This window comes from Beijerinckiaceae bacterium (genome assembly GCA_004564215.1).
Classification (GTDB): domain Bacteria; phylum Pseudomonadota; class Alphaproteobacteria; order Rhizobiales; family Beijerinckiaceae; genus Methylocapsa.
This window is the reverse complement of record CP024846.1, coordinates 313,189-335,359: the sequence shown is the minus strand read 5'-3', so window position 1 is coordinate 335,359 and position 22,171 is coordinate 313,189. Positions and strand designations below refer to the sequence as shown.

General features: G+C 58.1%; 20 protein-coding genes. 9 read left to right on the top strand and 11 right to left on the bottom strand.

Going from position 1 to position 22,171, the window contains the following annotated elements:
- The first annotated feature begins 98 nt into the window (after positions 1–98).
- From CU048_01450 to CU048_01425, 6 genes are all read left to right on the top strand, one after another.
- Complete coding sequence (locus tag CU048_01450) at positions 99–872, top strand: alpha/beta hydrolase (GenBank protein ID QBR72566.1); 774 nt, start codon at positions 99–101, stop codon at positions 870–872.
- A gap of 593 nt (positions 873–1,465) precedes the next feature.
- A complete protein-coding gene (locus CU048_01445) occupies positions 1,466–3,913 on the top strand; it encodes a hypothetical protein (protein QBR70162.1) in 2,448 nt (815 codons plus the stop codon).
- A gap of 108 nt (positions 3,914–4,021) precedes the next feature.
- On the top strand, positions 4,022–4,333 hold the full coding sequence (locus tag CU048_01440; GenBank protein ID QBR70161.1) for a hypothetical protein: 312 nt from the start codon (positions 4,022–4,024) through the stop codon (positions 4,331–4,333).
- Between the two features lie 172 nt (positions 4,334–4,505).
- Positions 4,506–5,249 carry a hypothetical protein gene (locus CU048_01435; protein ID QBR70160.1) on the top strand — a complete coding sequence of 248 codons (744 nt, stop codon included), beginning with the start codon at positions 4,506–4,508 and terminating at the stop codon, positions 5,247–5,249.
- A gap of 9 nt (positions 5,250–5,258) precedes the next feature.
- Entirely contained in the window at positions 5,259–6,662 is a 1,404-nt protein-coding gene (locus CU048_01430) for a ribosome biogenesis GTPase Der (GenBank protein QBR70159.1), read from the top strand.
- A 97-nt stretch (positions 6,663–6,759) separates the two neighbouring features.
- Positions 6,760–7,281 (top strand): hypothetical protein, encoded by a 522-nt coding sequence (locus CU048_01425; protein ID QBR70158.1) that lies wholly within the window; start codon positions 6,760–6,762, stop codon positions 7,279–7,281.
- Between the two features lie 80 nt (positions 7,282–7,361).
- Here CU048_01425 and CU048_01420 read toward each other — a convergent pair whose 3' ends face one another.
- The 3 genes from CU048_01420 to CU048_01410 all read right to left on the bottom strand — a co-directional run bounded on the left by CU048_01420 (position 7,362) and on the right by CU048_01410 (position 10,634).
- Positions 7,362–7,580: a hypothetical protein gene (locus CU048_01420; protein QBR72565.1), complete on the bottom strand. Its 219-nt coding sequence runs from the start codon at positions 7,578–7,580 to the stop codon at positions 7,362–7,364.
- 473 nt (positions 7,581–8,053) lie between these two features.
- A complete protein-coding gene (locus CU048_01415; GenBank protein ID QBR70157.1) occupies positions 8,054–9,178 on the bottom strand; it encodes a serine/threonine protein phosphatase in 1,125 nt (374 codons plus the stop codon).
- 106 nt (positions 9,179–9,284) lie between these two features.
- Positions 9,285–10,634: a cytochrome-c peroxidase gene (locus tag CU048_01410; protein QBR70156.1), complete on the bottom strand. Its 1,350-nt coding sequence runs from the start codon at positions 10,632–10,634 to the stop codon at positions 9,285–9,287.
- A gap of 300 nt (positions 10,635–10,934) precedes the next feature.
- Here CU048_01410 and CU048_01405 point away from each other — a divergent pair, with 300 nt between their 5' ends.
- The 3 genes from CU048_01405 (at position 10,935) to hflX (ending at position 13,920) form a co-directional block, all read left to right on the top strand.
- On the top strand, positions 10,935–11,789 hold the full coding sequence (locus CU048_01405) for a D-amino acid aminotransferase (GenBank protein ID QBR70155.1): 855 nt from the start codon (positions 10,935–10,937) through the stop codon (positions 11,787–11,789).
- Positions 11,790–12,199: 410 nt separating this feature from the next.
- Positions 12,200–12,457, top strand: a complete 258-nt coding sequence (locus CU048_01400) for an RNA chaperone Hfq (GenBank protein ID QBR72564.1) — start codon at positions 12,200–12,202, stop codon at positions 12,455–12,457.
- Between the two features lie 125 nt (positions 12,458–12,582).
- Complete coding sequence (gene hflX, locus CU048_01395) at positions 12,583–13,920, top strand: GTPase HflX (protein QBR70154.1); 1,338 nt, start codon at positions 12,583–12,585, stop codon at positions 13,918–13,920.
- Positions 13,921–13,927: 7 nt separating this feature from the next.
- On the opposite strand, the gene CU048_01390 is transcribed toward hflX, so the two are convergent.
- From CU048_01390 to CU048_01355, 8 genes are all read right to left on the bottom strand, one after another.
- Entirely contained in the window at positions 13,928–14,746 is an 819-nt protein-coding gene (locus tag CU048_01390; GenBank protein QBR70153.1) for a nucleoside triphosphate pyrophosphohydrolase, read from the bottom strand.
- A gap of 89 nt (positions 14,747–14,835) precedes the next feature.
- Positions 14,836–15,495: a DNA-binding protein gene (locus CU048_01385; GenBank protein ID QBR72563.1), complete on the bottom strand. Its 660-nt coding sequence runs from the start codon at positions 15,493–15,495 to the stop codon at positions 14,836–14,838.
- 381 nt (positions 15,496–15,876) lie between these two features.
- Positions 15,877–16,674 (bottom strand): phosphoribosyl 1,2-cyclic phosphodiesterase, encoded by a 798-nt coding sequence (locus tag CU048_01380; protein ID QBR70152.1) that lies wholly within the window; start codon positions 16,672–16,674, stop codon positions 15,877–15,879.
- Positions 16,671–17,471, bottom strand: a complete 801-nt coding sequence (locus CU048_01375) for a LuxR family transcriptional regulator (GenBank protein ID QBR70151.1) — start codon at positions 17,469–17,471, stop codon at positions 16,671–16,673. Before CU048_01375 ends, CU048_01380 begins: the two co-directional genes overlap by 4 nt.
- Before the next feature lie 20 nt (positions 17,472–17,491).
- Positions 17,492–19,048: a methionine--tRNA ligase gene (locus CU048_01370; protein QBR70150.1), complete on the bottom strand. Its 1,557-nt coding sequence runs from the start codon at positions 19,046–19,048 to the stop codon at positions 17,492–17,494.
- Positions 19,049–19,105: 57 nt separating this feature from the next.
- Positions 19,106–20,209, bottom strand: coding sequence for a DNA polymerase III subunit delta' (locus CU048_01365; protein QBR70149.1), 1,104 nt, complete (start codon positions 20,207–20,209; stop codon positions 19,106–19,108).
- A complete protein-coding gene (locus tag CU048_01360) occupies positions 20,202–20,903 on the bottom strand; it encodes a dTMP kinase (GenBank protein QBR70148.1) in 702 nt (233 codons plus the stop codon). The genes CU048_01365 and CU048_01360 overlap by 8 nt, the downstream gene beginning before the upstream one ends.
- Positions 20,900–22,132 carry a D-alanyl-D-alanine carboxypeptidase gene (locus tag CU048_01355; protein ID QBR70147.1) on the bottom strand — a complete coding sequence of 411 codons (1,233 nt, stop codon included), beginning with the start codon at positions 22,130–22,132 and terminating at the stop codon, positions 20,900–20,902. Before CU048_01355 ends, CU048_01360 begins: the two co-directional genes overlap by 4 nt.
- Positions 22,133–22,171 lie beyond the last annotated feature (39 nt).

Here is a 22,171-nt window from a genome sequence, read left to right as displayed (position 1 = left end):
CAACGGCGAAGCGACGCCAGCATGTCGACATTCGGCGCGCCGCCGCTGTGTGCGGACAGATTTCGCCACAACCTCTCACAATCAACGGAAGACATATCATGACGATGAACAGGCGTACTATCTCGACCGCGCTCGTTGCAGGCGCCGCCGCTTCGCTGATCTCCACCCGCGGCATGGCTGCCGCCCCGACCAGAGCACGCAACGTCGTCCTCGTGCATGGGCTGTTCGCCGACGGATCATGCTGGTCCGAGGTGATCGCGCGCCTGCAGGTGGCAGGGCTCAACGCCACCGCCGTACAGAACCCTCTGACGACGCTGCCGGAAGCCGTCGCCTCCGCCCAGCGCGTGCTTGATCGGCAGGATGGCCCGACAGTCTTGGTCGGGCATTCCTTCTCTGGCATGATCGTTACGGAGGCAGGCGTGCATCCCAAGGTCTCGTCCCTGGTTTATGTGGCGGCGCGGGCGCCGGACGCGGGCGAGGATTACACCGCTCTGGCCAAGACCTATCCCACGCCGCCGGCATCCGCCGGTATCATCTTCGACGGCGATGAAGGACGCCTCACCGAGGTAGCCTTCCTGCGCGATTTCGCGGGCGACCTGCCGGAAGCGAAGGCGAAGGTTCTCTATGCTGTCCAGGAGCCGTTTCAAAAGGCCCTGCTGACCGGCAAAACAACGTACGCGGCCTGGCGGTCGAAACCGAGCTTCTATGCCGTTTCGACGGAAGATCGCACTATCAATCCGGACCTCGAACGCTTCATGGCCAAGCGCATGGGCGCCAAGACCATCGAAGTGAAATCAAGCCATCTTTCGCTGATCTCCCATCCCAACGAGATCACCCGGCTAATCCTGGAAGCTGCCGGACAACCCGCGTAGCAGGGGGCGGGGATGAGCGGCTGACGGTATTTTTCTAGCCATTCAATCGCACAGCTTTTTTGCGGGAGATGTCGAAATCGACCGATCGATGTCGATAGTCGCTGAAACTGAGCATATCCCGAATCGGCGAAATTTTCCTTTGAATTCAAGAGCACAAATTTCTGACGGATCGAGAGGGCGGTTCTTCGTCATGCGCGGAAAAGGTTTTCCCCTTAAATCAATGCGTTATCATCGCTCGGAACGATCGAGTAGGAGTGAAAGAGTGAATGGCCTCTCACAAAAATCAGCATTTTGTCCCACAAGCTGGAGTTGACCGTTGTCCCTCTGCCAATCGCGTGCTCGGCTGTCGTGTAGGCATTTGGTCAAACGCATATTGTATCAAACGCTTATCATGAGATGAACAACAGAATGGAAGTAGCAACCAGTTTCAGCTTTCAAAAAGCGGAAATTCATCCGAAAATAGTTCAAACATCGCCTACCAGATTTCAACAACGCGCCAACCCTTATTCCTTGTAAATTGCGTCCAAGCGCACATCGGTTCGGGACATCGATTTCGAGCACATCGCATCGTCGATGAAACAGGTGGGGGAAACATGTGGGCTCATGTGGTTTGGCTGGCACGGACGCTTTGGGCGTGCCGGGTCAGTGTCGCCAGCGCCTTTGGCGGACTTGCGCTTTTTTATGTAGCCCTTCCGGCTCAAAACCTTTTCGCTGATGTGAGTCTGAACGCAAATCTTCCGCTGGCGATCGGCTACTGGTTTCTGGTTTTCGCCGCGCTCTTCTTTTTTTGGGCCTTCCCGGTCCATTATGGTGCGCGCCGAACTCTGGAAAAGGACGCGTGGCTGATCAATTGGCGGCTGCGTCGCGAAATCCCCGCGGAGCAACGAGAGGCGCTCACGACAAAATTGCGTTATGAGCATGCCGGCCTCATCAAATATGTTCCCCGGGTTCTCGGCCTCATTCCCTTCATGGCGTTTGCTGTTGGAATTGGCTTTGCTCTGCGGACCCAATGGATCGGGCGCGGCCTGCCGATCGGCGAGAAAACCCTGGAGCAGCTTGTAATCCTTCTGGCGACCGACATTTTCGTCGCGCTGCTGTTTTGGATTTTCGTTGTCCGACGTGGGAAGATGACAGCGAATATGGGGCCTTTATGGGAATCCCTCTTCGTCTGGGGCTCGCTCGTCGCAACCTTTTTGATTTTTGTCGTGGCTTATGCCGATCCGGTTCTCGCAGTCGCGTGGGTTCCCCGCGCGCTTATGATTCCATTTCTGTTCGGAAGTCTCGTCCTCATCTTAAGTTTTATTCAGCGACGCGCCAATTCCTGGGGCGTTCCTCTGCTTGCGTTGGCGTTGGGTGCCGCGTTGATTTTGACGGGCCTGAACAAGCATTTCAATGATCTGCGCACTGTTGCGGCGGTACCGCAGAATTTGTCCAACCGGCAAATCGATTTCAAGAGCGCTGTTGACCGATGGAAGGCCGCGAATGATTGCGCCGACAAGACCGACTGTCCGCCCGCCCTGATCATCGCAATCGACGGAGGCGCCAGCCGCGCCGCTTTTGCCGCTGCCACCTTCGTTGGCGAGATTCTTGATCGTATGCCCGCTGCCCACGGCCGGGGACGTTTGGATCCCGCACGGCGGATCTTTGCGATTTCCGGAGTTTCGGGTGGGGCGCTCGGCGCCGCCGTGATCCGCGCGGCGTTGGCAGATGCCATGCAGGATCCCAAAGGGACGCCGCCTTGCCATACCGCCCATTCGACTTGGTTCAGGGCCGATGAGGCACAAGGCAAGCAACGGAATTTCACTTGGCGGGAATGCCTCCAGGCGCTCGTGACGGGCGATTATCTTTCGCCGGTTTTCATCGGACTTGGTTTTCGCGACAATTTCTCATTGGCGCGGGAGGTGATCCGCGGACCGTCTGTGATCGATGACCGCGCCGTTCTTCTCGAACAGGCCTTCGAGCGGCATTATGATTATGTCGTTACTGAAAATCCACGCTGGCGGGACACTGGACGGACCTGTGGGAAAGATCGAGACACAGGCCTTTGCCGTCGATTCGGGTATTTGCCGTTGCTCTATGCCGCGACCGGGGACGACAAGAGCTGGCTACCGCTGCTGTTTCTCAACGCCACATCCGTTCAAACAGGGCGCCGGATTATCGCCGCCGACGTTCCTTCGACCTATCTGGATAAAACCGGCAAGCCCTTTGGACTCTACTCGCAAGCTTACGATCTGTTCGAGGTGATGTCCTCGAGCTGCGCCGCTCCCGACGTCAAGAAGCAGGCATGCCCCAACCGCAACACTCAAGCGGGCGGGCCGCAAGCCGAACTCGATGCGCCGGACATACTATTGTCGACAGCAGCATTGACCAGCGCGCGCTTTCCAATCATTTCGCCGGCTGGGGCTTTTGATGTCATGGACCAGCCGAAATTCGGTGATCGCCTGGTCGATGGCGGATATTTCGAAAACTCCGGAGATTCGACCGCGCTTGACGTCGCCCAAGCCTTGATGGCCCATTCCATTCAGCCCGTCCTTCTCACGATTGCGAACGATCCCGAAAAACCGATCAAGGATGTCGTGATTCCGCGAAGGCCGGCGGTTACACCCTATCTCGAACTCTCAACCAATGATTTCGCGGCGCGCGTTTTCGGAGTGCTGAAGGCACCCTTCGAAACGCTCCTTCACACAAGAGACGGCCATGGCGCCGAGGCCAAAGATCTGGCTGATCGCACCCTCGCGGTCCATTGCGACCCGGCGGCGGATCCCTCATGCCCCGAAGGGACCACCTCGAATTTCTTCAAATTGAGTGTCGCGGCACAGCCGGACCTTCGGTATGAAAGCTCCGCCGATCCGCGCGACCTGCGGGAGTGCAAAGACGTCTGGACCGAGGAGAGCGTCGACACAGGCCAACTCTCCTTGAGCTGGTGGTTGGCGGCGGCGGTACAGGCCGCAATCGATGTGCAGCGCTGCGACAAAACCAACCGCCAGACCTTGGTTGATTTGATGCAACGCCTGTCGCCGCCGGACAACGGCGCTCCTTGAAGCCGAATTTTCTCGATGATTTGACTGATCGCCTCCTTGAGCGGGATCGCGGCTTGAGGCAAGTGTCGCTTGTCGTCCGATTTCGAGCTGGGGTAGGCAAAGCCAAATATGAACTCAGACCAACTTTCGCATCATATTCTTCCCAGTGCGTCGACAATGCTAGGCGTATGTCTGACCGGAATAGGGCTCGTTAAGATTGCCGAGGCTCACATCGGTCCCAGCCATGTCGATGAATATCTTGCTTTGAACAGCCTGTGCTTTTTAATCAGCTGCCTCTGCTCCTATTCATCCATCAGGCGTAACAATTACGCGCAAAAGGGACGAAACAGACTTGAGCAGATTGCCGATGTATTCTTCATCGTTGGACTCGTGGTGATGTCCGTTGTTTCCGTTACCTTCGCTTATGAATTTGTGCAGTAGTTGCCCCTGTCGAAAGTTTTGACTAATTGCTAAGCCCTCGCTTAAAGCCTGGCTGCACCGCGATCGAAGCTGAAGCTCGCAGGCGCGGCGGCCAGTATGCGCAGGGGGGCTTCCCTCGGCGCGCGGTTCGTGCGATGCCCTTTTTCCCGCTGTATTGTTCCCTGGGACTGCGATGACCGAATTTTTCCGCGAAGTCGACGAAGAAGTCCGCCGGGACCGTATCGTTCGGCTGTGGACCAAATATCAATATGTTCTCATCGCCCTGGCCGTTCTGATCGTGGCCGGGACGGGGGCCTATCGGCTCTACCAGCATTACCGGGACCAGGCGGCCGAGGCTGCCGGCGCCAAATATGAAGCCGCGCTGCAGTTGTCCCGCGAGGGTAAATCCGCCGAAGCCGAAGCAGCGTTCGAAGACCTCGCCAAGACCGCTCCAAAGGGGTTCGCCACACTGGCGCGTCTTCGCGCCGCCGACGAGCTGGCCCCGCACGACCCGGAGGCCGCGATCAAGGCCTATGCCGCTTTGATCGCTGATCCAGGCTATGATCAGATCTTCAAGGATGTTGCGCAGGTTCGGGCGGCGACGCTGCGCGTCGATCGGGACGATCCCACGGAATTCGAACAGAAATACGCACCGCTTGCGGCGGATACATTTCCCTATCGCAATCAAATTCGGGAACTGCTCGGTCTTGCCGCGATGAAACGCAATTCTCTGGACGCTGCCGGCCGCTGGCTCGACGCCATCGTTTCGGACCATCAGGCGCCCCAGGGTGTGCGGATGCGCGCTGAAGCGCTGCTTGGCTTGGTTCAAGCTGCTGCGGCGCCACCGACCGCGGGTGAGGCGTCCCCCTCAAACGCGCCACAGCTCGCAGATCAACCGCCGAAAACTCCCGAGCCCGGAAACGCCCCGGCCAAGTAAATTGAGACGATGTTCACCATCGCGATCATCGGCCGCCCGAACGTCGGCAAATCGACCCTGTTCAATCGGCTCGCGGGCAAAAAGCTCGCGCTTGTGGACGATCGTCCCGGGGTAACAAGGGACCGGCGCGAGGGCGATGCCAAGCTCGGCGATCTCTCCTTCAAGATCATCGATACGGCTGGGCTGGAGGAGGGCGATAGCGCGTCCCTGCCGGGCCGGATGCGGGCGCAAACGGAAGCCGCTCTAGAGCTCGCCGATGCGATTTTTTTCGTTTTCGATTCGCGCACCGGTTTGACGCCGGCCGATCGTTTCTTCGCAAATCTGGTGCGGCGCGCCGGGAAGCCCCTAATTCTGATCGCCAACAAGGCCGAGGGTCGGGTCGGCGCCTCGGGCGCGCTGGAAGGGTATGATCTGGGGCTTGGGGTCCCGGTGCCCCTTTCGGCCGAGCATGGCGATGGCCTGGCGGATCTTTATGTCGCTGTGCGTGAAGCGCTTCCAGACGCAACCGAATTGCCGGCGGAAGCGGAGGAGGGTAGCGCCCGCCTGCGGCTGGGCGACGACGAGGATGGCTCCGAACTCGATGTCACGAAACCGCTGCGGATCGCGATCATCGGCCGTCCCAATGCCGGCAAATCGACCCTGCTCAATCGAATTCTCGGCCAGGACCGGCTGCTGACCGGACCCGAGCCGGGATTGACCCGCGATACGATCGGCATTGATTTCGAGTGGCACAATCGACACATCAAAATGTTCGATACGGCGGGATTGCGCAAACGCGCGCGGGTGGAGGACGGCCTTGAAAAGCTGGCGGGCGCCGACGCCTTGCGCGCGGCCAAGTTTGCCGAGGTTGTCGTGCTGCTCCTCGATGCAACGATTCCCTTCGAAAAACAGGATTTGACCCTCGCCGATCTGGCCGAGCGCGAGGGGAGGGCGCTTGTTATCGGCGTCAACAAATGGGATTTGATCGAGGCCAAGGGGAGCAAGCTTTCCGAGCTCCGCGAGGAGGCCGCCAGATTATTGCCGCAGGTCAAGGGTGCTCCGGTCATGCCGGTTTCGGGAGCGACGGGCGAGGGGATCGAAAAATTAATGGAGGCGATTTTCCGCGTCCATGAGGTCTGGAACAAACGGATTTCCACCGGCCGACTCAACCGTTGGCTCGAAGGGGCGCTTGAACAAACGCCGCCGCCGGCGGTGGCCGGCCGACGCATTAAAATTCGCTACATCACCCAACTCCGCGCGCGACCGCCCTATTTCATTCTCTTCGGCAATCAGTTGGAGGCTCTGCCCGCGAGCTATGAACGATTTCTGGTCAACGGCCTCCGGCAGGCCTTCGATCTGCCGGGCGTACCCATTCGCATTTCAAAAAAGACCAGCGACAATCCCTATGCGGGGAAGCGATCCCGGCAAAGATAGGGCCGAGCTGGATGGCCGCAATGTCGTCGTTCGTCGCGTCGGTTTTGGCCTGTGCAGGTCGTGGCAAACCTTTTGAGAGGATCTTATTTTGCCAGCATTGAACCAAGAGTCCGGATTGCGCCGCATCTTCATCTGGGTGGCAAAAGCCGTTGTCATCCTTTACGTCGTTCTCGACGCCATCTTCACACCGCTGTTCTTGCCGCTGCTGCGTTGGGTGGCAAAACTCCAGTTTGTCATCCGCCTGCAGGACGCCGTCGCCGCCCTGCCGCCCTATGCCATTCTGGTCTTGCTCGCTATTCCCTTCGCAATCGCCGAACCGGCAAAGGTTTACGCCCTTTATCTGATGGGCGCGGGGCAGATCACGATGGGTCTGATCATGATGGCCTTGGCTTATATTGTAAGCCTTGTCGTCGTTGAGCGAATTTATATGGCGGGACAGGCGAAACTCAGAACGATCAGCTGGTTCACAAAGCTCCTGGATTGGCTTTTTGATATTCGCGATCGACTTCTTGCCTTCGCACGCTCGACAAAAATTTGGGCGTTTTCCGTCAGGCTCAAGCGGGAGGCGCGCGCCTTTCTGACTTGGATACGGCTGCGCCTCCGTGCCGGCAAAGTCTAACCGGCGACCCGCCGGTCCAAGCCTCAGGCTGATCTCTCGCACTTCGACAGAAGTTTTTTCGATCGCCTAAGCCATAGGGCTCAATGCTTGCCGTAGTCGAGCGCGACACCTTTTCTCTGCGCAAGAATATAGGCCTCAAGCGCCTTGAGCCGAGGATCATCGTCAGGGAAGGGTTTGCCGCGTACCGGATTCTCGATGCACCAATTGATCATGTCGCGTAGCAAGACGACGCGACCCAATTGCACCTGATACTTGGGATAGGTCTCGGGGTGAGTATTGGAGCCATCCGGATGGCACATGTCGCAGGAGACGGAATTGGTGCCGCCGAGCGCCTTGGCGTCGTGAAAAATACGTTTGCCTTCCGCCACCAAACGTTCGGTCGAATCCTGCCAGATCTGCTTGTCGCGATCGGTGAAGGAACCATAAGTCTGAAACTGATCCTTGTTGCCTGATGGACCGGATTCACTCAGCGGCTTCGGCTGCGGTTGTATATCGGCGGCCGCCACCACCCATTCGGCATCTGGATGCTTCGCCCGCCATTGCTGCATGAGCGTGTCAGCAATTTGCTGGCCCTGCTCACGCGTGACCGGATCGCCGGGCTTCACCCCCTTGACCTCGATGGACGTCTCGCCGTCGCAGAGTCCGACAACCAAATTTCCATCCGGCGAGGGGGGCAGATTGTGTTGTGCCGGATGTTCACCGGCGAAGGTGGGTCCGGCGACCAGAGCGAGAGCGAGGGCGAGACCATGGGTTAGGCGCATCATCGTCTCCCTCAGTAACTGGTCAGCGTCGCCGCCGGCGGGCGATCCTGCGCGCCGTTCGACGATAAATACCGTGCCCGCACGGTGACCGGATTGCGGTTCCAGAGATTATGGACCTTGTCGACCATGCCGGCGGTCAGGACATCGAAATGACCGTTGCCGCATCCGTCGAATGCATTGAAGGGGTCGGCCCGGTTCATTTGAACTGTGAGTTTGGGCAGACCTTCGGGCGCATAGGGCCATGGCCATGCGGTTGACAACAGTCCATAGAAATTGATGTTTCCAATGTGGTTGAGCAGCATCTGATGGGTGTGGCCGTGAATGACGGTCACCGTATCGAACTTAGAGAGAATGGCCTGAACTTCGTCGGCGTCGTCTGTCCAGAAATTCCAGTTGCGATAATATTTGTAAAGCGGTGAATGCGAAAAAATGACGATCGGTGTTTTCTTGTCGAGCGGGGCCAGATCGTTCTGCAGCCACTGGCGCCCTTCCGCTCCGACTTCGAAGCGAGATTGAACACCGTTGTCGAGGCCGGCCACCGTCTGCATCCGCTCGGCGGGCGTCATGCCACGCTGGGTCCAGAAATCTTTTTCCTGAACGCTCATCAGCGTCACGAAATGAATGCCCTTATGGTCGAACGAATATTGCGGGGGACCGAACAAGGTTCGCCAATGCTCACCCATGTCGAGAAACCAGTCATGTTCGCCGACCATCATTTTTACCGGCGCCTTAATTTCCTTCAAAATCTCGGCGCCGAGATCAAGTTCGTCCCTGCGCCCGAGCTGGGCTAAATCACCCCCGAACAAAACAAAATCCGGCTGCGGGTCGAGCGCGTTGACATCGGCAACCGCCTGCAATGCGGATCTGATGAAACGGTCGTTCACATTGCGCGTGTAAAGATGGGTGTCGGAGACATAGGCAAAGGTGAAGGCCGGCGTTCCTGTTTCGGCGGCTTGCGCAACCTCGACCAGTTGAAAGCTTTGCGGCGTGATCAGCCCTTTGGCGGCGGCGATTCCGGCTGAAACGCCGGCGACATGCATGAAGCCGCGCCGTGAAACAGCGCCCAGGCGTGCGAGATCCTCAAAGAAGGAGGTGCGTTCCTCATAATGTTTGGTCTCGATGCTCTTATGCGCCATTTGCTGTCCTCCCGAGCAAAATGCTTTGTGTAAAACACTCTGCTCAATCTTCTTGTTTTATCCGCATGATCTTAGCCGACAAACGCTGCTGGTCGAAGATCCTGCATTAAAAGGCTCCGAGCGTGGCGGGATTACGCAGATCCGGGTTGGTCCCGATATCGCCAAGGTCGCCTTTCCGGCCTTCGGCGATTTCGGTTTCGCGCTGCGGCCGGTTGGTCTTGAGCGCAGTTTGGCGCGCCAGCTCGGCCTTGTTGAACTCCGCGAAGCGATCGTCGGTGAGGGCGAAAAGGAACGTCACGAGGTCGTCGATCTCCGCTTCGCTTAACGCGAGCCGCTGCATGCCGCCATCCAGATAGGGATTTGGAACCCCACCCTTATTGTAATGGTCCATCACGTCCCACAAAGTGGTGAGAGAGCCATCATGCATATAGGGGCCGGTGATTCCGATATTGCGCAGCGTCTCGCTTTTGAAGGCGCCGATATCGGCCTGGTTCTTGGTGACAAGAAACCGGCCAAGTTCGGAATAGGAGGTCTGCAGCGCCAATTCGTCGATCTGTTTCTCATCGCCGGTCTTCAGGATGCCAAGCGCTTTCTTTGCCAGTTCGGCGAAATTTTGCTTATGCGCAGCGATCCCGATGTTGTGGAATTTCTGATCCGAGAAAAGAGGCGATACGCTATTGAATGCGTGGCAGGAGCTGCAGCGTCCCTTGCCTTGAAACAACGCCCATCCGCGTTTGGCTGAATCGCTGAGGGCACTATTGTCGCCGCCCAGGAAGTGATCGAATGGTGCGTTTCCTGAATATTGCGTCCGCTCGAATGCCGCGATCGCTGCGGCCATATCGTCGTAAGTGACATCCCGACCGAAAACCGATTTGAAAGAATCGGAATATTCCGGAATTTTTGCCAATTTGGCGACCACGTCCTCCGGCGTCTTCTGGCCCATTTCAACGGGGTTCAGAATGGGGAGCTTGGACTGATCCTCGAGGGTTGGCGCGCGGCCGTCCCAGAACTGTAAGGCCTGGAACATTGCGTTCAACACGCTGGGCGCATTGCGTTGGCCCTGCAGGTTTTGAACGCCGGTGGATGTTGGGCCGCCGCGATGGTCGGTAAAGCCCTTGGCGGGATCGTGACAGGTCTCGCAGGCAATCGAATCGTCGACGGAAAGCCGTTTGTCCTTGAACAGTTTTTCGCCAAGGGAGACCAAGCTCAGTGTGGGCTCTCGTCCGCGTGCCACAGCCATGGCATAGAGTTGCGGCGAAACGCCAAGCGGCAGGGAGGGTTTGAGGGGTTCTTGCTTCTCGACTGCCTTCAGCCCTTGGCCGGTTAAACCGGACTGACTCACGACGGGCGCTGCGCGTTCATCGTGGGAACCGAAAACAATCGCAATAAGAACGAGGGTGACGAGTGCGCCTGCGGCCGCAAAGCCGGCGATCAATTTCCCGCGCGACGTTTGCATCGTAGCTTCCCCCAATGATTATACCGCGCCGCCGCAACATGCGGGCGGAGACGTTTTTCTTCACAGCAGCATAGCCGGAAAAATAGCCAGCGCAAACTCCGAAAATTGCAAGTTGGTTTATCAAACTGTCGTGACTTTATGAGTGCAAAAGCCGCCGCCAGCGTGGCCGATATGACGCTTCCCACAGCTTGATGACGTTCGTATAAATTTGCTCGGCTTGTGTCCCTGTGGTTTATGGCATCTACACTCTGGGTTTCCCTGCGGGCCCAGCGTTCATTTTTTTAAGTCTTGGGAGCGCGCGTGAGTCGGGTTGCTTATGTCAATGGCCGATATGTCTGGCGCCGTGACGCCTTAGTCCATATCGAGGATCGCGGCTATCAATTCGCCGATGGCGTTTATGAAGTCTGCGAAGTTTTTCAGGGCGCCTTAATCGACGAAAAACGCCATTTGGGGCGGCTTGCCTATTCGCTCGCTGAATTGCGGATCGATGCGCCCTTGAAGCCCGAGGCGCTCGCCATCATCCTGCGCGAGGTGGTACGGCGGAATAAGGTTCAAAATGGATTCGTCTACCTTCAGATTACCCGCGGGGTCGCGCCGCGCGATCATGTCTTTCCAACAAATGCCCATCCAAGCCTCGTCGTCACGGCGCGTCATGTCGACCCAGGAAAAAGCGAAAGCGTCGCACGCAAGGGCATAAGCGTCGTCACATGCCCCGAGATTCGCTGGAAGCGGGTCGACATAAAGTCGATTTCTCTGCTCCCCAACGTGTTGGCGCGCCAGATCGCCAAAGAGGGCGGGGCCTATGAGGCCTGGTTTGTCGAGCCGGACGGGATGGTAACCGAGGGATCGGCCTCGAACGCGTGGATCGTCGGGCAGGGCGGCATAGTCATCACCCACCAGGTCGACCACGCCATTTTGCGGGGGATCACCCGGACCACGCTGCTGGAAATCATCGCAGCCGAAGGTCTGAAGTTCGAGGAAAGAAAATTTAGTTTGGAGGAAGCTTTTGCCGCCCAGGAAGCTTTTGTTACGGGCGCGACGACCCTCGTCATGCCCGTGGTCCGCATCGACGGCCGGCAGATAGGGACAGGGGTTCCGGGTCCGGTCGCGACAAGACTGCGCGCGATCTTCCACGAGGCCGCGGCGCGATCGTAAATGAAGGTGAACTCGGCCGAGACTGCGTTTTTTGAAAAAAATTCGGTGTTCTGATGACAATTATCAAACTAGAGCTTGCAGCGCGCTCTAATGCTCCAATATAATTGCATTAGTTGCATCCTCTGGGATCAGATCGCGTCACTTTAACATCTTTGCTTTTGGTACTTATAGTTTCAAATAGAAGACGCCGACATTGCTTTGTAAATGAATATAATAGAAGTGGAAGTTTTTAGTAATTGGCGGCAAAACTCAGAAACGAGAAGGTGTCAGAGAACAGCCTTGGTTTTGCCGAGGGATCTAAAAATCGTGTCAGGGGTTGAAGGACCGGACCCGAACCAAAGGGCGCCGTTGGATTTGATGAGCAATTTGCGTCGGGCGACGGCGCCAAGAACAAAATGGGATTCTTAAAAATGGGAGCAGAGAGGCCACAAAATCTGCAGGACACTTTTCTCAATTTTGTCCGCAAGAACAAGGTTCCGCTCACAATCTTCCTGGTCAACGGGGTTAAGCTGCAGGGTGTCGTGACCTGGTTCGACAATTTCTGCGTGCTTCTTCGCCGTGACGGACATTCCCAGCTCGTCTATAAGCATGCCATATCGACAATCATGCCGGGTCAGCCTATCCAAATGTTCGAAGCAGGAGACGAAGCTGGGCATCCGGGGCCATAATAGACAGAGTGAGGAACCGATTCTCGATCATTTTATTCTGCCCTTGCTAACGAGCTTCCAGAACTACCAGGAGGTCGGGCATCGGAATTCCTGAGAACGGCGCAAAATCAGCGCTCATTTCTGGCCTGACCAGGGCCGGTGAGGCTCGGACTCGGGCTCTTGTCATCGCTCCTTATCTCGAGGCGCGACGTAAGAGGGAGCCTGGCACATCCGCCTCCCTGTCGCAGGGCCGCTCGAACGAAGCGCGTTTTTTGGAAGCCCTCGGCCTTGCCGAAGCGATCAAACTCCAAATCGTCGCGGGAAAAATCGTTCCACTCGCGCAAATCCGGCCTGCCAGCTTTCTTGGCAAGGGTAAAGTCGACGAGTTCGCGAGCCTCGTGCAAGCTGAACAGATTGATCTCGTGGTGATGGATTGCGCATTGTCCCCCGTGCAGCAACGCAATCTCGAAAAGGCGTTCTCGGCCAAGGTTATCGACCGAACTGGGCTTATTCTCGAAATTTTTGGCCAGCGGGCGCGAACCCGGGAAGGGGCGCTCCAGGTCGAACTTGCGCATCTCGCCTATCAAAAGTCGCGGCTGGTCAGATCCTGGACTCACCTTGAACGTCAGCGTGGTGGTTTCGGTTTTCTCGGCGGACCCGGCGAAACCCAGATCGAGGCCGACCGGCGTCTCCTCGAGGAGCGGATGACCCGCATCAAGCGTGACCTCGAAGGTGTCAAGCGGACCCGCAGTCTGCATCGCAAGAAGCGCCGCATCGTGCCTTATCCGATCGTTGCCCTCGTCGGCTATACGAATGCCGGAAAGTCTACCCTGTTCAATCGGCTGACCGAGGCCGAGGTCGTCGCTGAGGACATGCTGTTTGCGACGCTCGATCCGACCCTTCGCGGTGTTACCCTCCCACACGGCGGCAGAATTATCCTGTCAGATACGGTCGGCTTCATTTCGGAACTGCCGACGATGCTTGTTTCGGCCTTCCGCGCGACGCTTGAGGAAGTTCTCGAAGCTGACATCATTATCCATGTCCGCGACATATCGCATGGAGATACCGAGGCCCAGCTGCACGACGTCGAAACCATTCTCAAGGATCTTGGCGTCGATACCGCCGATGATCGCCGGTTTGTCGAGGCTTGGAACAAATGCGATCTGCTCGACGACGCCGCGCTGGCGGCGGCGCAACAGCGCGCCCGGCGGGAATCATCGCGCGCCAAACCGGTCATTGTTTCAGCTTTGACGGGGCAGGGAATGGACGATCTACGGGCGGCGATCGAGGCTCTTCTGGCCCGTGGCCGCATCGTCTTTGACATCGCACTGGCGCCTGAAAACGGTGCTGGTCTCAATTGGTTACATGAACATACTGAAGTGATGCGTAAAAGCACGGGCGCGGATGGCGCGCTGCATGTCCGGGTTCGGGTCGCGCCCGATCGGGCAGAGCCGGTCCGGCGAAAATTTTTCGCCAACAGCTAAGCAAGGCTCAGCGCCCCGCTTGTTTCTCCAAGGACTTGGCCTTTACCCAGAGCGCTTCCATCTCGTTGAGGGTCGCCGAGCCTAAGGCTGTGCCGCTTTGAGCGAGTGCCTCCTCGATGAAACGGAAACGCCGCTCAAATTTAGCATTGGCGCCGCGCACCGCAGCTTCGGGATCGGCCTTTACATGGCGCGCGAGATTGGCAACGCTAAACAAAAGATCGCCGATCTCCTCGGAGATCGCTTCGGTTTCCAGGCCGTCCATCGCGGCTTCGATCTCGCTGGTTTCCTCTCGAATTTTTTCGATTACCAAACGGGCATCGTCCCAGTCGAAGCCTACGGTGGACGCTTTCGCCTGCAGTTTGACCGCTCGGGTCAAGCCGGGCAGGGCCACGGGAACATCTGACAGGACTCCCGCCCCTAATGTGCCGCTGGCATTTTGCCGTTCGGATTTTTCCTGCCGCTTAATGTTCGCCCATTGGGCTTTCACCTGATCCGGCGACAAATCCCGCAGGCCGCCAAACACATGCGGATGGCGTCGAATCATTTTTTGGGTGATTGCTTCGACCACGCCGCCAAAATCAAAGAGGCCCTGCTCTTCGGCGATGCGGGACTGAAAAACGACTTGGAGGAGGAGGTCGCCCAATTCCTCTTTCAGATCCTCCATATCGCCGCGCGCGACGGCGTCGGCGATCTCGTAGGATTCTTCAATTGTATAGGGGACAATCGTTTCGAAGGTTTGTTCCAAGTCCCATGCGCAGCCCGTTTCCGGGCTGCGCAGGGCTGCCATGATCTCAACAAGTCGACTGATGTCGCGCGATGATTCCATCAGCCAAAATCACAAGCGAGAGGGACCGAGGGATCCACCCTTTCCACCGCCTGCTTGACCATGGCACAAGGCCGAGATTCGGCGCCTGATCAATCGAGCGAAATCGACAAGGCCTCGCGGCCCTTCGGTGTATCCACAACCCGCATCGTCACCGGCTGCCCCTCGGCGAGATTTTGGATTCCGGATGGACCGAGAATCGAAATATGCACGAAGACGTCCTTGCCGCCATCGTTGGATTGGACGAAACCGAAGCCCTTGTGGTCATCGAACCATTTAACGGTTCCGGTCACGGAGACCGCCGTCGAGGGGTCCGGGGCACGGCGTTGGGGGCGGGGCGAATCGCCAAAGCCGCGGGAAGGAGGCGCACGCTCCGCCGCCCCGGCCGTGTCGACTTCGAGAACGCGAGTGACTTGTGCGCCCTTCATGCCATTGCTGACATTCACCTTTAATTTTGCACCTGGCGGAACCGACTCGTAACCGGCAGCCTGCAATGCACCGATGTGCAAAAAAGCATCGCCGGATCCGTTGCCGAGCTCCACAAACCCAAAGCCCTTGTCACCCTTGAACCATTTGACCACTGCATCAATGCTTGGACCGCTGGCCGGCGCGAGCTCGGGGGCTCCGCCGCCACTACTTGCCCCAAAACTCGAGCGAGGGGTTCTGCTCGGCCGCGGTGAATCATAGGGCGAGGGCCCATCGTCATCGAAACCGCGTTTCTTGGGTCCCCGAAAATCTCTACCTTTGCTCATGATGTGCCTGCTCGTCTCAACCTTTAGCGTATCAAACTTTGCCATGGCGCGGACATTGCCGCGCCTTCCTTGCCCACACGGGCTCATCGAAGCAAAGACGGCCTTGCAGTCATCTCGGCAATTTTAAAAAATGCCCACACGCCGAAAGTCGCGCAATTACAGCTGCGCGCAAGCCAAAAGGCCAGCGCCGCCAGGTGCCAGCCGAAAACCCCGCCGATGGTCAATAGTCAAAATGCCGAAAATCCCGTGAGAAAAAAATATAGCAACTGTTATGCGTCTTGGCTACACCAATCGCTGCGGTTTGGCAGGCGGCCGATAAAAACCTGTGCGTCGGCGTGATTCGCATAATCTATATTATGGAACCTAAAACGAGCCCCCGCGTCAGCCCCAAATCTGCATCCCGTCATAGGCCGGTTCGACATTCGGCGGCAGCTCGGCCCGGAGCCGCGTGAAATCCAGGTCGGTATGAAGATTGGTGAGGATTGCCCGCCTGGGCCTGAGCTTGGCGATCCAATCGAGGGTCTCAGGCAGCGAGAAATGGCTGGGATGAGGCGTGTAGCGCAACGCGTCGACAATCCACAGGTCGAGATCTTCGAGAAAGCCGATGCTTTCTGAAGGAATACCGTTCAGATCAGGTGAATAGGCGACGTTCCCAAAGCGAAAACCGAGCGCATCGATCTCACCATGACGCAATTGGAACGGCAGGGCGTCTACGCTTCCGCCAGGGCCATCTATCGAGATATTATAGGAGCTTATAATGCGATTCTCATTTAATAGAGCAGGATATTGGCTGCCTGGCGGGGTTTCGAAGATGTAGCCAAAGGCGGTCCGGACGATTCCGGAGGTCGCCGCATCCATATAGAGATCGATTTTTCGGCGGTTCATGATGACGAGGGGCCGTATATCGTCGATCCCGTGAATATGGTCCGCATGCGAATGGGTGAGCAAAATGGCATCCAGTCGGGAGACCCCTAGCCCCAATAATTGTTCCCGAAGATCCGGCGACATATCGACGAGCAGTTGCGTCTTGGCGCCATCTTGCCCGGCGCGTTCCACGAGAATCGAGCAGCGGCGGCGCCGGTTTTTCGGATTGTCAGGGTCGCACGCGCCCCAACCTTGGCCGATTCGGGGAACCCCGCCGGAGGAACCGCAGCCGAGGATCGTGAAGGACAGGCTCACGCGGCCTCCGCGTCCACAGCCGGCGGCGTCATTTTGTCGAACAGGCGCAGCGCATTGGCGCTGGTCGTGGCGGCAAGGGTCTCCAAGGAGACGCCCTTAACGTCGGCAAGCACCTGTGCGGTTGCCGCGACAAACGCCGGTTCATTGCGCTTTCCGCGATGAGGCACCGGCGCCAGATAGGGCGCATCCGTCTCCACCAGCAAGCGATCCATCGGGACGGTGTGGGCGATTTCGCGCAAGGATTGAGAATTCTTGAACGTCAAAATCCCCGAAAATGAAATGCAGAGCCCCAGCGACAATCCGGTTTCGGCCAGCATGGGCGACGAGGTGAAGCAATGAAGGAGGCCTTTGAACGGCCCCTTCCCCATTTCCTCCCGCAGGATCGCGGCAATATCGGCGTCGGCGTCACGGGCATGAATGACAATCGGCAAACCGGTTTGACGGGCCGCCGCGATATGGGTGCGAAACACGCGTTCCGCAATGTCGCGGGGCGGCTTGTCATAATGATAGTCGAGCCCGGTTTCACCGATGCCGACGCATTTTGGATGACGCGCCAACTCGACCAAACGGTCGGCGCTGACTTCGGCTTCTTCATGCGCATGGTGCGGATGCGTGCCGACGGTGCAAAACACCTCCGGATAGGTCTCCGCGATTTGACTAATGCTCGCAAACGCGTCTGTGCGCGTCGAGATCGTGATCATTCTCCTCAATCCGGCGGCGCGTGCGCGCGCGATCACTGCGTCACGCTCGGCCGCAAAATCAGGGAAATCGAGATGACAGTGACTGTCGATCAACATGGCTGGTTTCCGAAAATTGATTATGCTTCGGCTGGTTCCGGTTCGATATAGCGCGGGAAAATGGGTGACGGGGCGGGTAAAGCCGCTCCCGCCGTAAGACCTGGAGTCACTTCGGCGTCGGCGAAATTTCGTGCATGTTTTGAAACGCTCAAAAGGTCGAGAAGTTTTTCCATCGAAGCGGGCATAAAGGGCTGCGTCACGATCGCCACGATCCGCAGGACCTCCGCGGTCACAAAGAGAATTGTTTCCATCCGTGCTGGGTCGCTCTTGCGTTTGGTCCAAGGTTCTTCACTGGCAAAATAGCGATTTGCCTCACCGACAACGCGCCAGATCTCGGTCAAGATCATATGCAAGGAATAGTCCTGGATTGCCGTGCGGGACTTGGCCGGCAGGGCGGCTGCCTGCGCGAGCAAGGAACGGTCGGCCTCGCTAAATGCACCGGGCGTGGGCAGTTTCCCGTCACAATTCTTGGCCAGCATGGACAGGGAGCGCTGAGCGAGATTGCCGAGGTCATTGGCGAGATCGGCATTGATTCGGCTCACGATGGCTTCATGCGAATAATTGCCGTCCTGACCAAAAGGCACTTCGCGGAGCAAGAAATAGCGGAACTGGTCGACCCCATAGTGGCCGGCAAGCGCCAGCGGGTCGATCACATTGCCCACCGATTTCGACATTTTCTCGCCGCGGTTGAACAAAAACCCATGGACGACGATCTGCTTTGGCAAGGTAACGCCGGCCGACATCAGGAAGGCCGGCCAATAGATGGCATGAAACCGGGTAATGTCCTTGCCGATCACATGCGCGTCGGCCGGCCAGAATTTTGCGCGCGGCGCCGCTGGATCGGGAAAGCCCGTGCCGGTGATGTAATTGGTTAAAGCATCGACCCAGACATACATGACGTGCCGAGGATCGTTGGGCACGGGAATGCCCCAGGCGAATGTCGATCGGCTGATCGAAAGATCGGTCAACCCGCGTTCGACGAAAGCGATAATTTCATTGCGATATTTTTCCGGGATCACAAAATCGGGGCGCTCCCGGTAGAGTCGCAACAGACGGTCCTGGTAGGCGGAAAGCTTGAAGTAGTAGCTTTCTTCCTCGACCCATTCGACCGGCGCCCCCGTCGGCGCAAGACGGGCGCCGCCCGGCCCTTCGGTCAGCTCGGATTCGTCAAAGAAAGCTTCGTCGCGAACCGAATACCAGCCCGGATATTTGGACAGATAAATATCTCCCCGCGCGACCATCCGGTTCCAGAGTTCGCTGGAGGCGGCGTGGTGGCGTGGCTGGGTGGTGCGCACAATGTCGTCGGCTTTTGCTTCGAGGACGGCGCCCATGTTCTCAAATTGCGCCGCGGTGCGGTCGGCAAGCTCTTGCGGTGTCAGGCCTTCCTTGGCCGCCGTCTGCTGCATTTTCTGGCCGTGCTCGTCCATTCCCGTCACGAAGAGAACTTCATAACCGTCCAATTTTTTGAATCGTGCGATGGCGTCCGTCGCGATCCGCTCATAGGCGTGCCCAATATGCGGTGCGCCATTGGCGTAAGGGATCGCGGTCGTAATATAGAATTTGGGACGGTCACTCATGAACTGGCTATCTCAAGCTTCGCGTGGCCGCCGAAAACGGCCCCGCTCCTGTCTTGTTCAGGATAGGAAAGCTCGCGTGGCCGCCGCCAAATCGGCGAAAAGGGAGAGAACAAGCGGCCGCCTGTCGAGATTGAACGTCTCGGTCTCACGCGCTGTCTCGGCCAGTTTTTCCCATACAAGCGCATAGGGTGCAAGCCGGCGCGCAGGATTGACCTGAATGGTCTCGGCGCCGCCGCGAACCTGTGTATCGAGCCAATCCTCGATCACGGAGAGCATGGTCTCGTAATCTTTGCTGTTGGTGCGCAGGCTGATCCGATCCGCCAACGCATGGACCCCGCCCCAATCGATCAGGGGAAGATCCGCCAGCATCCGGCGCAGATTTGTGTCGAGTTCCAGTCCCCGCTCGTCGAGGAGCCTCAGCACGTCATGCATCGAACCATGGCCGCGTGCGATCGCAGCCTGAAGTCGCGCCGATTCGGCCTCCGCCCAGGGGGAGCCGAGCGCCGCCACGACGCGCTCGACGTCGGCCCCGCCCAGCGGCTTCAGACTCATCCTGCGGCAGCGGGAGCGCAGCGTTGCAAGCATCCGACCGGGCCGATGCGCGACAATGAGGAACAGCGAACGCGGCGGCGGTTCCTCGATCAGCTTCAAAAGCGCATTGGCGCTGGAAAGATTGAGGTCCTCGGCGCAGTCAATGATGCAGACCCGGTAGCCGCCTCGTCCCGCCGCCTGCTGAAACAGGTGGATGGCGCGGCGGACGTCTTCAACCGAAATTTGCGTGAAAGGCTTTTTCGTTTCGGCATTCCATTCCCGCCGCAGAACAATGAGATCAGGGTGGGAGAGAGCCGCGATTTGGCGGGAAACGGGATGATCGCCCGGTACAAAGAGCCCCGGCTCCTGTCCAGTGTCCAAGCGTGCCGGGTCCGGGTTCGCCAAGACGAAACGGGCGAGCCGCCAGGCGGCGGTAGCTTTACCAATGCCGACCGGCCCGCCAATGATGAGGGCCTGCGGCAAATGTCCGGACAGATAGGACTGGAACACCTCCTGCTCGAAGGCGTCATGCCCGAAAAAGGCGTAGTTTTCGCGGGGGTGTGGGGTGTCTTCAAAACGGTCCGTTTCCGGACTCGCCTCGATTGCTTTTTGGGCCGTTACCCTAGCCACCGCTGGCCTGTTTCAGCGCCGCCGGCGGCAGCAAACGGCTGGAAACCGCATCGAAGATCGACCGGGCGACATCATCCTCGGATCCGGCCGCGTCGATCACCATACAGCGCACCGGATCCGCCGCGGCAATGGACAGATAGCCAGCACGCAGACCTTCATGAAACTGCAAATCCTCGTTTTCGAACCGATCGGTATCTTCACCATCGAGTCGCCTCTGCCGCGCGCGGGCTAGTCCTTCGGCGGCCGGAAGGTCGAGAATCAAGGTCAAATCGGGCCGTATGTCGCCCAAGGTAATCCGTTCCAACGCCCGCAGGAAACGAGGGTCGACCTGCCCGCGCGCGCCTTGATAGACCGTTGTCGAATCCGCGAACCGGTCGCAAACCACCCAGGTTCCCGCCGCCAGAGCGGGTTCAATCGTTTTGTCGATATGATCGATTCTCGCGGCCGAAAAAAGGATCGCTTCGGCTGCCGGTCCCAGTGGCTCGACGCGGCCAGACAACAGCACCTTGCGCAAAATTTCCGCGCCCGGAGATCCGCCCGGTTCCCGCGTTCCGATGGCGCCGACGCCCGCCCGCCGCAAACTGTTCAAGAGATGGTTGACCTGGGTGGATTTGCCCACGCCTTCGCCACCTTCGAGGGTTATGAAACCGCCACGTTCCTTGAGAGCATGGGCTTGGGCGGACAATTCACTCATTTTTTGGCGACATATTTACGGATGACCACGGTCGCATATTCCATCCCCGCATCCATCGCCCGGCGCGGCAATGAACCCTGCGCGACGGCGGCCGCTGTTTTCAGCGGCATGTCGAGGACCTGCGCCGTTCCTCGAAATATCTTCAAGCGCGCAACTTCCTTGCCCTCTTCGACCGGCGCGATGAGAGGGCCAGTGTAAACGATCCGCCCGGTGAGTTTTTCGGTTGCGTTTCGGGGTACGAGAATCTTGACGTCTCGATCGGCGACGAGCGGCACGGAGGAAATGTCGCCGCCGTAGACCTTGGCGCCGCCGATGACTTCGCCGGCTTGAAAAATCGGTTTGGAGTCAAACGAACGAAATCCCCAAAGAAAAATCTTTCGCGCTTCGTCGGCACGCTCCTTGGCACTCGACGCGCCGTAAAGCGCCAGAATCAAGCGTTGGCCATTTTGCACCGCAGAGCCGACGAGGCCGTAGCCGCTTTCGTCGATGTTGCCGGTCTTGAGCCCATCAGCACCGAGATCCATCGTCAACAATGGGTTGCGGTTTGTCTGCCTGATCTTGTTCCAAGTGAACTCTTTTTCACCGAAATATTTGTAAAGTTCCGGGTAGGTTTCAATGACGTGGTTGGCGAGCATGGTCATGTCCCGGGGAGTTACTTTTTGTTCGGGATCCCCCCTGCCCCATGAATTTGTATAGGTCGAATGTTCCAATCCAAGCTCGCGCGCGCGCTTCGTCATCAGCGTGGCGAAGGCGCCTTCTGACCCGGCGATGCCCTCGGCAAGCGCGATCGCGGCATCATTGCCTGAGACAATCACGAGGCCCCGGATCAAATCCTCCACTCTGACCTGGCTGTTGAGGGCAGCAAACATGCTGGACCCCCGCGACGGCGCCCCGCCGAAGCGCCAGGCGTTTTCACTGATCAGGAATTGATCGTCGAGCTTTAGGTGACCAAGGCTCAGTTCGTGAAATACGATTTCGGCGGTCATGACCTTTGCTGTGGAGGCCGGGGTGACGAGACCATCGGCATCCTTCTCGAACAGGACGCTATGCGTCGCCGAGTCGAGCAAAATCGCGTGTGGGACACTGGTTTGAATGGTTTGGGCGAGGGCCGGCTCAAAGCGACCCGCGAGGATCAGAAGGACGGTTGCCAGCAGTGCCGCAAGGATGGGGCGGAAGCCGAAGCCAAATCTGATAAATAAAAAACGAGCGTTCAAACCATTAATTTCCATTGCGCACCGCCAAGCAGGACTTCCGTTCCGGCTCAGCGC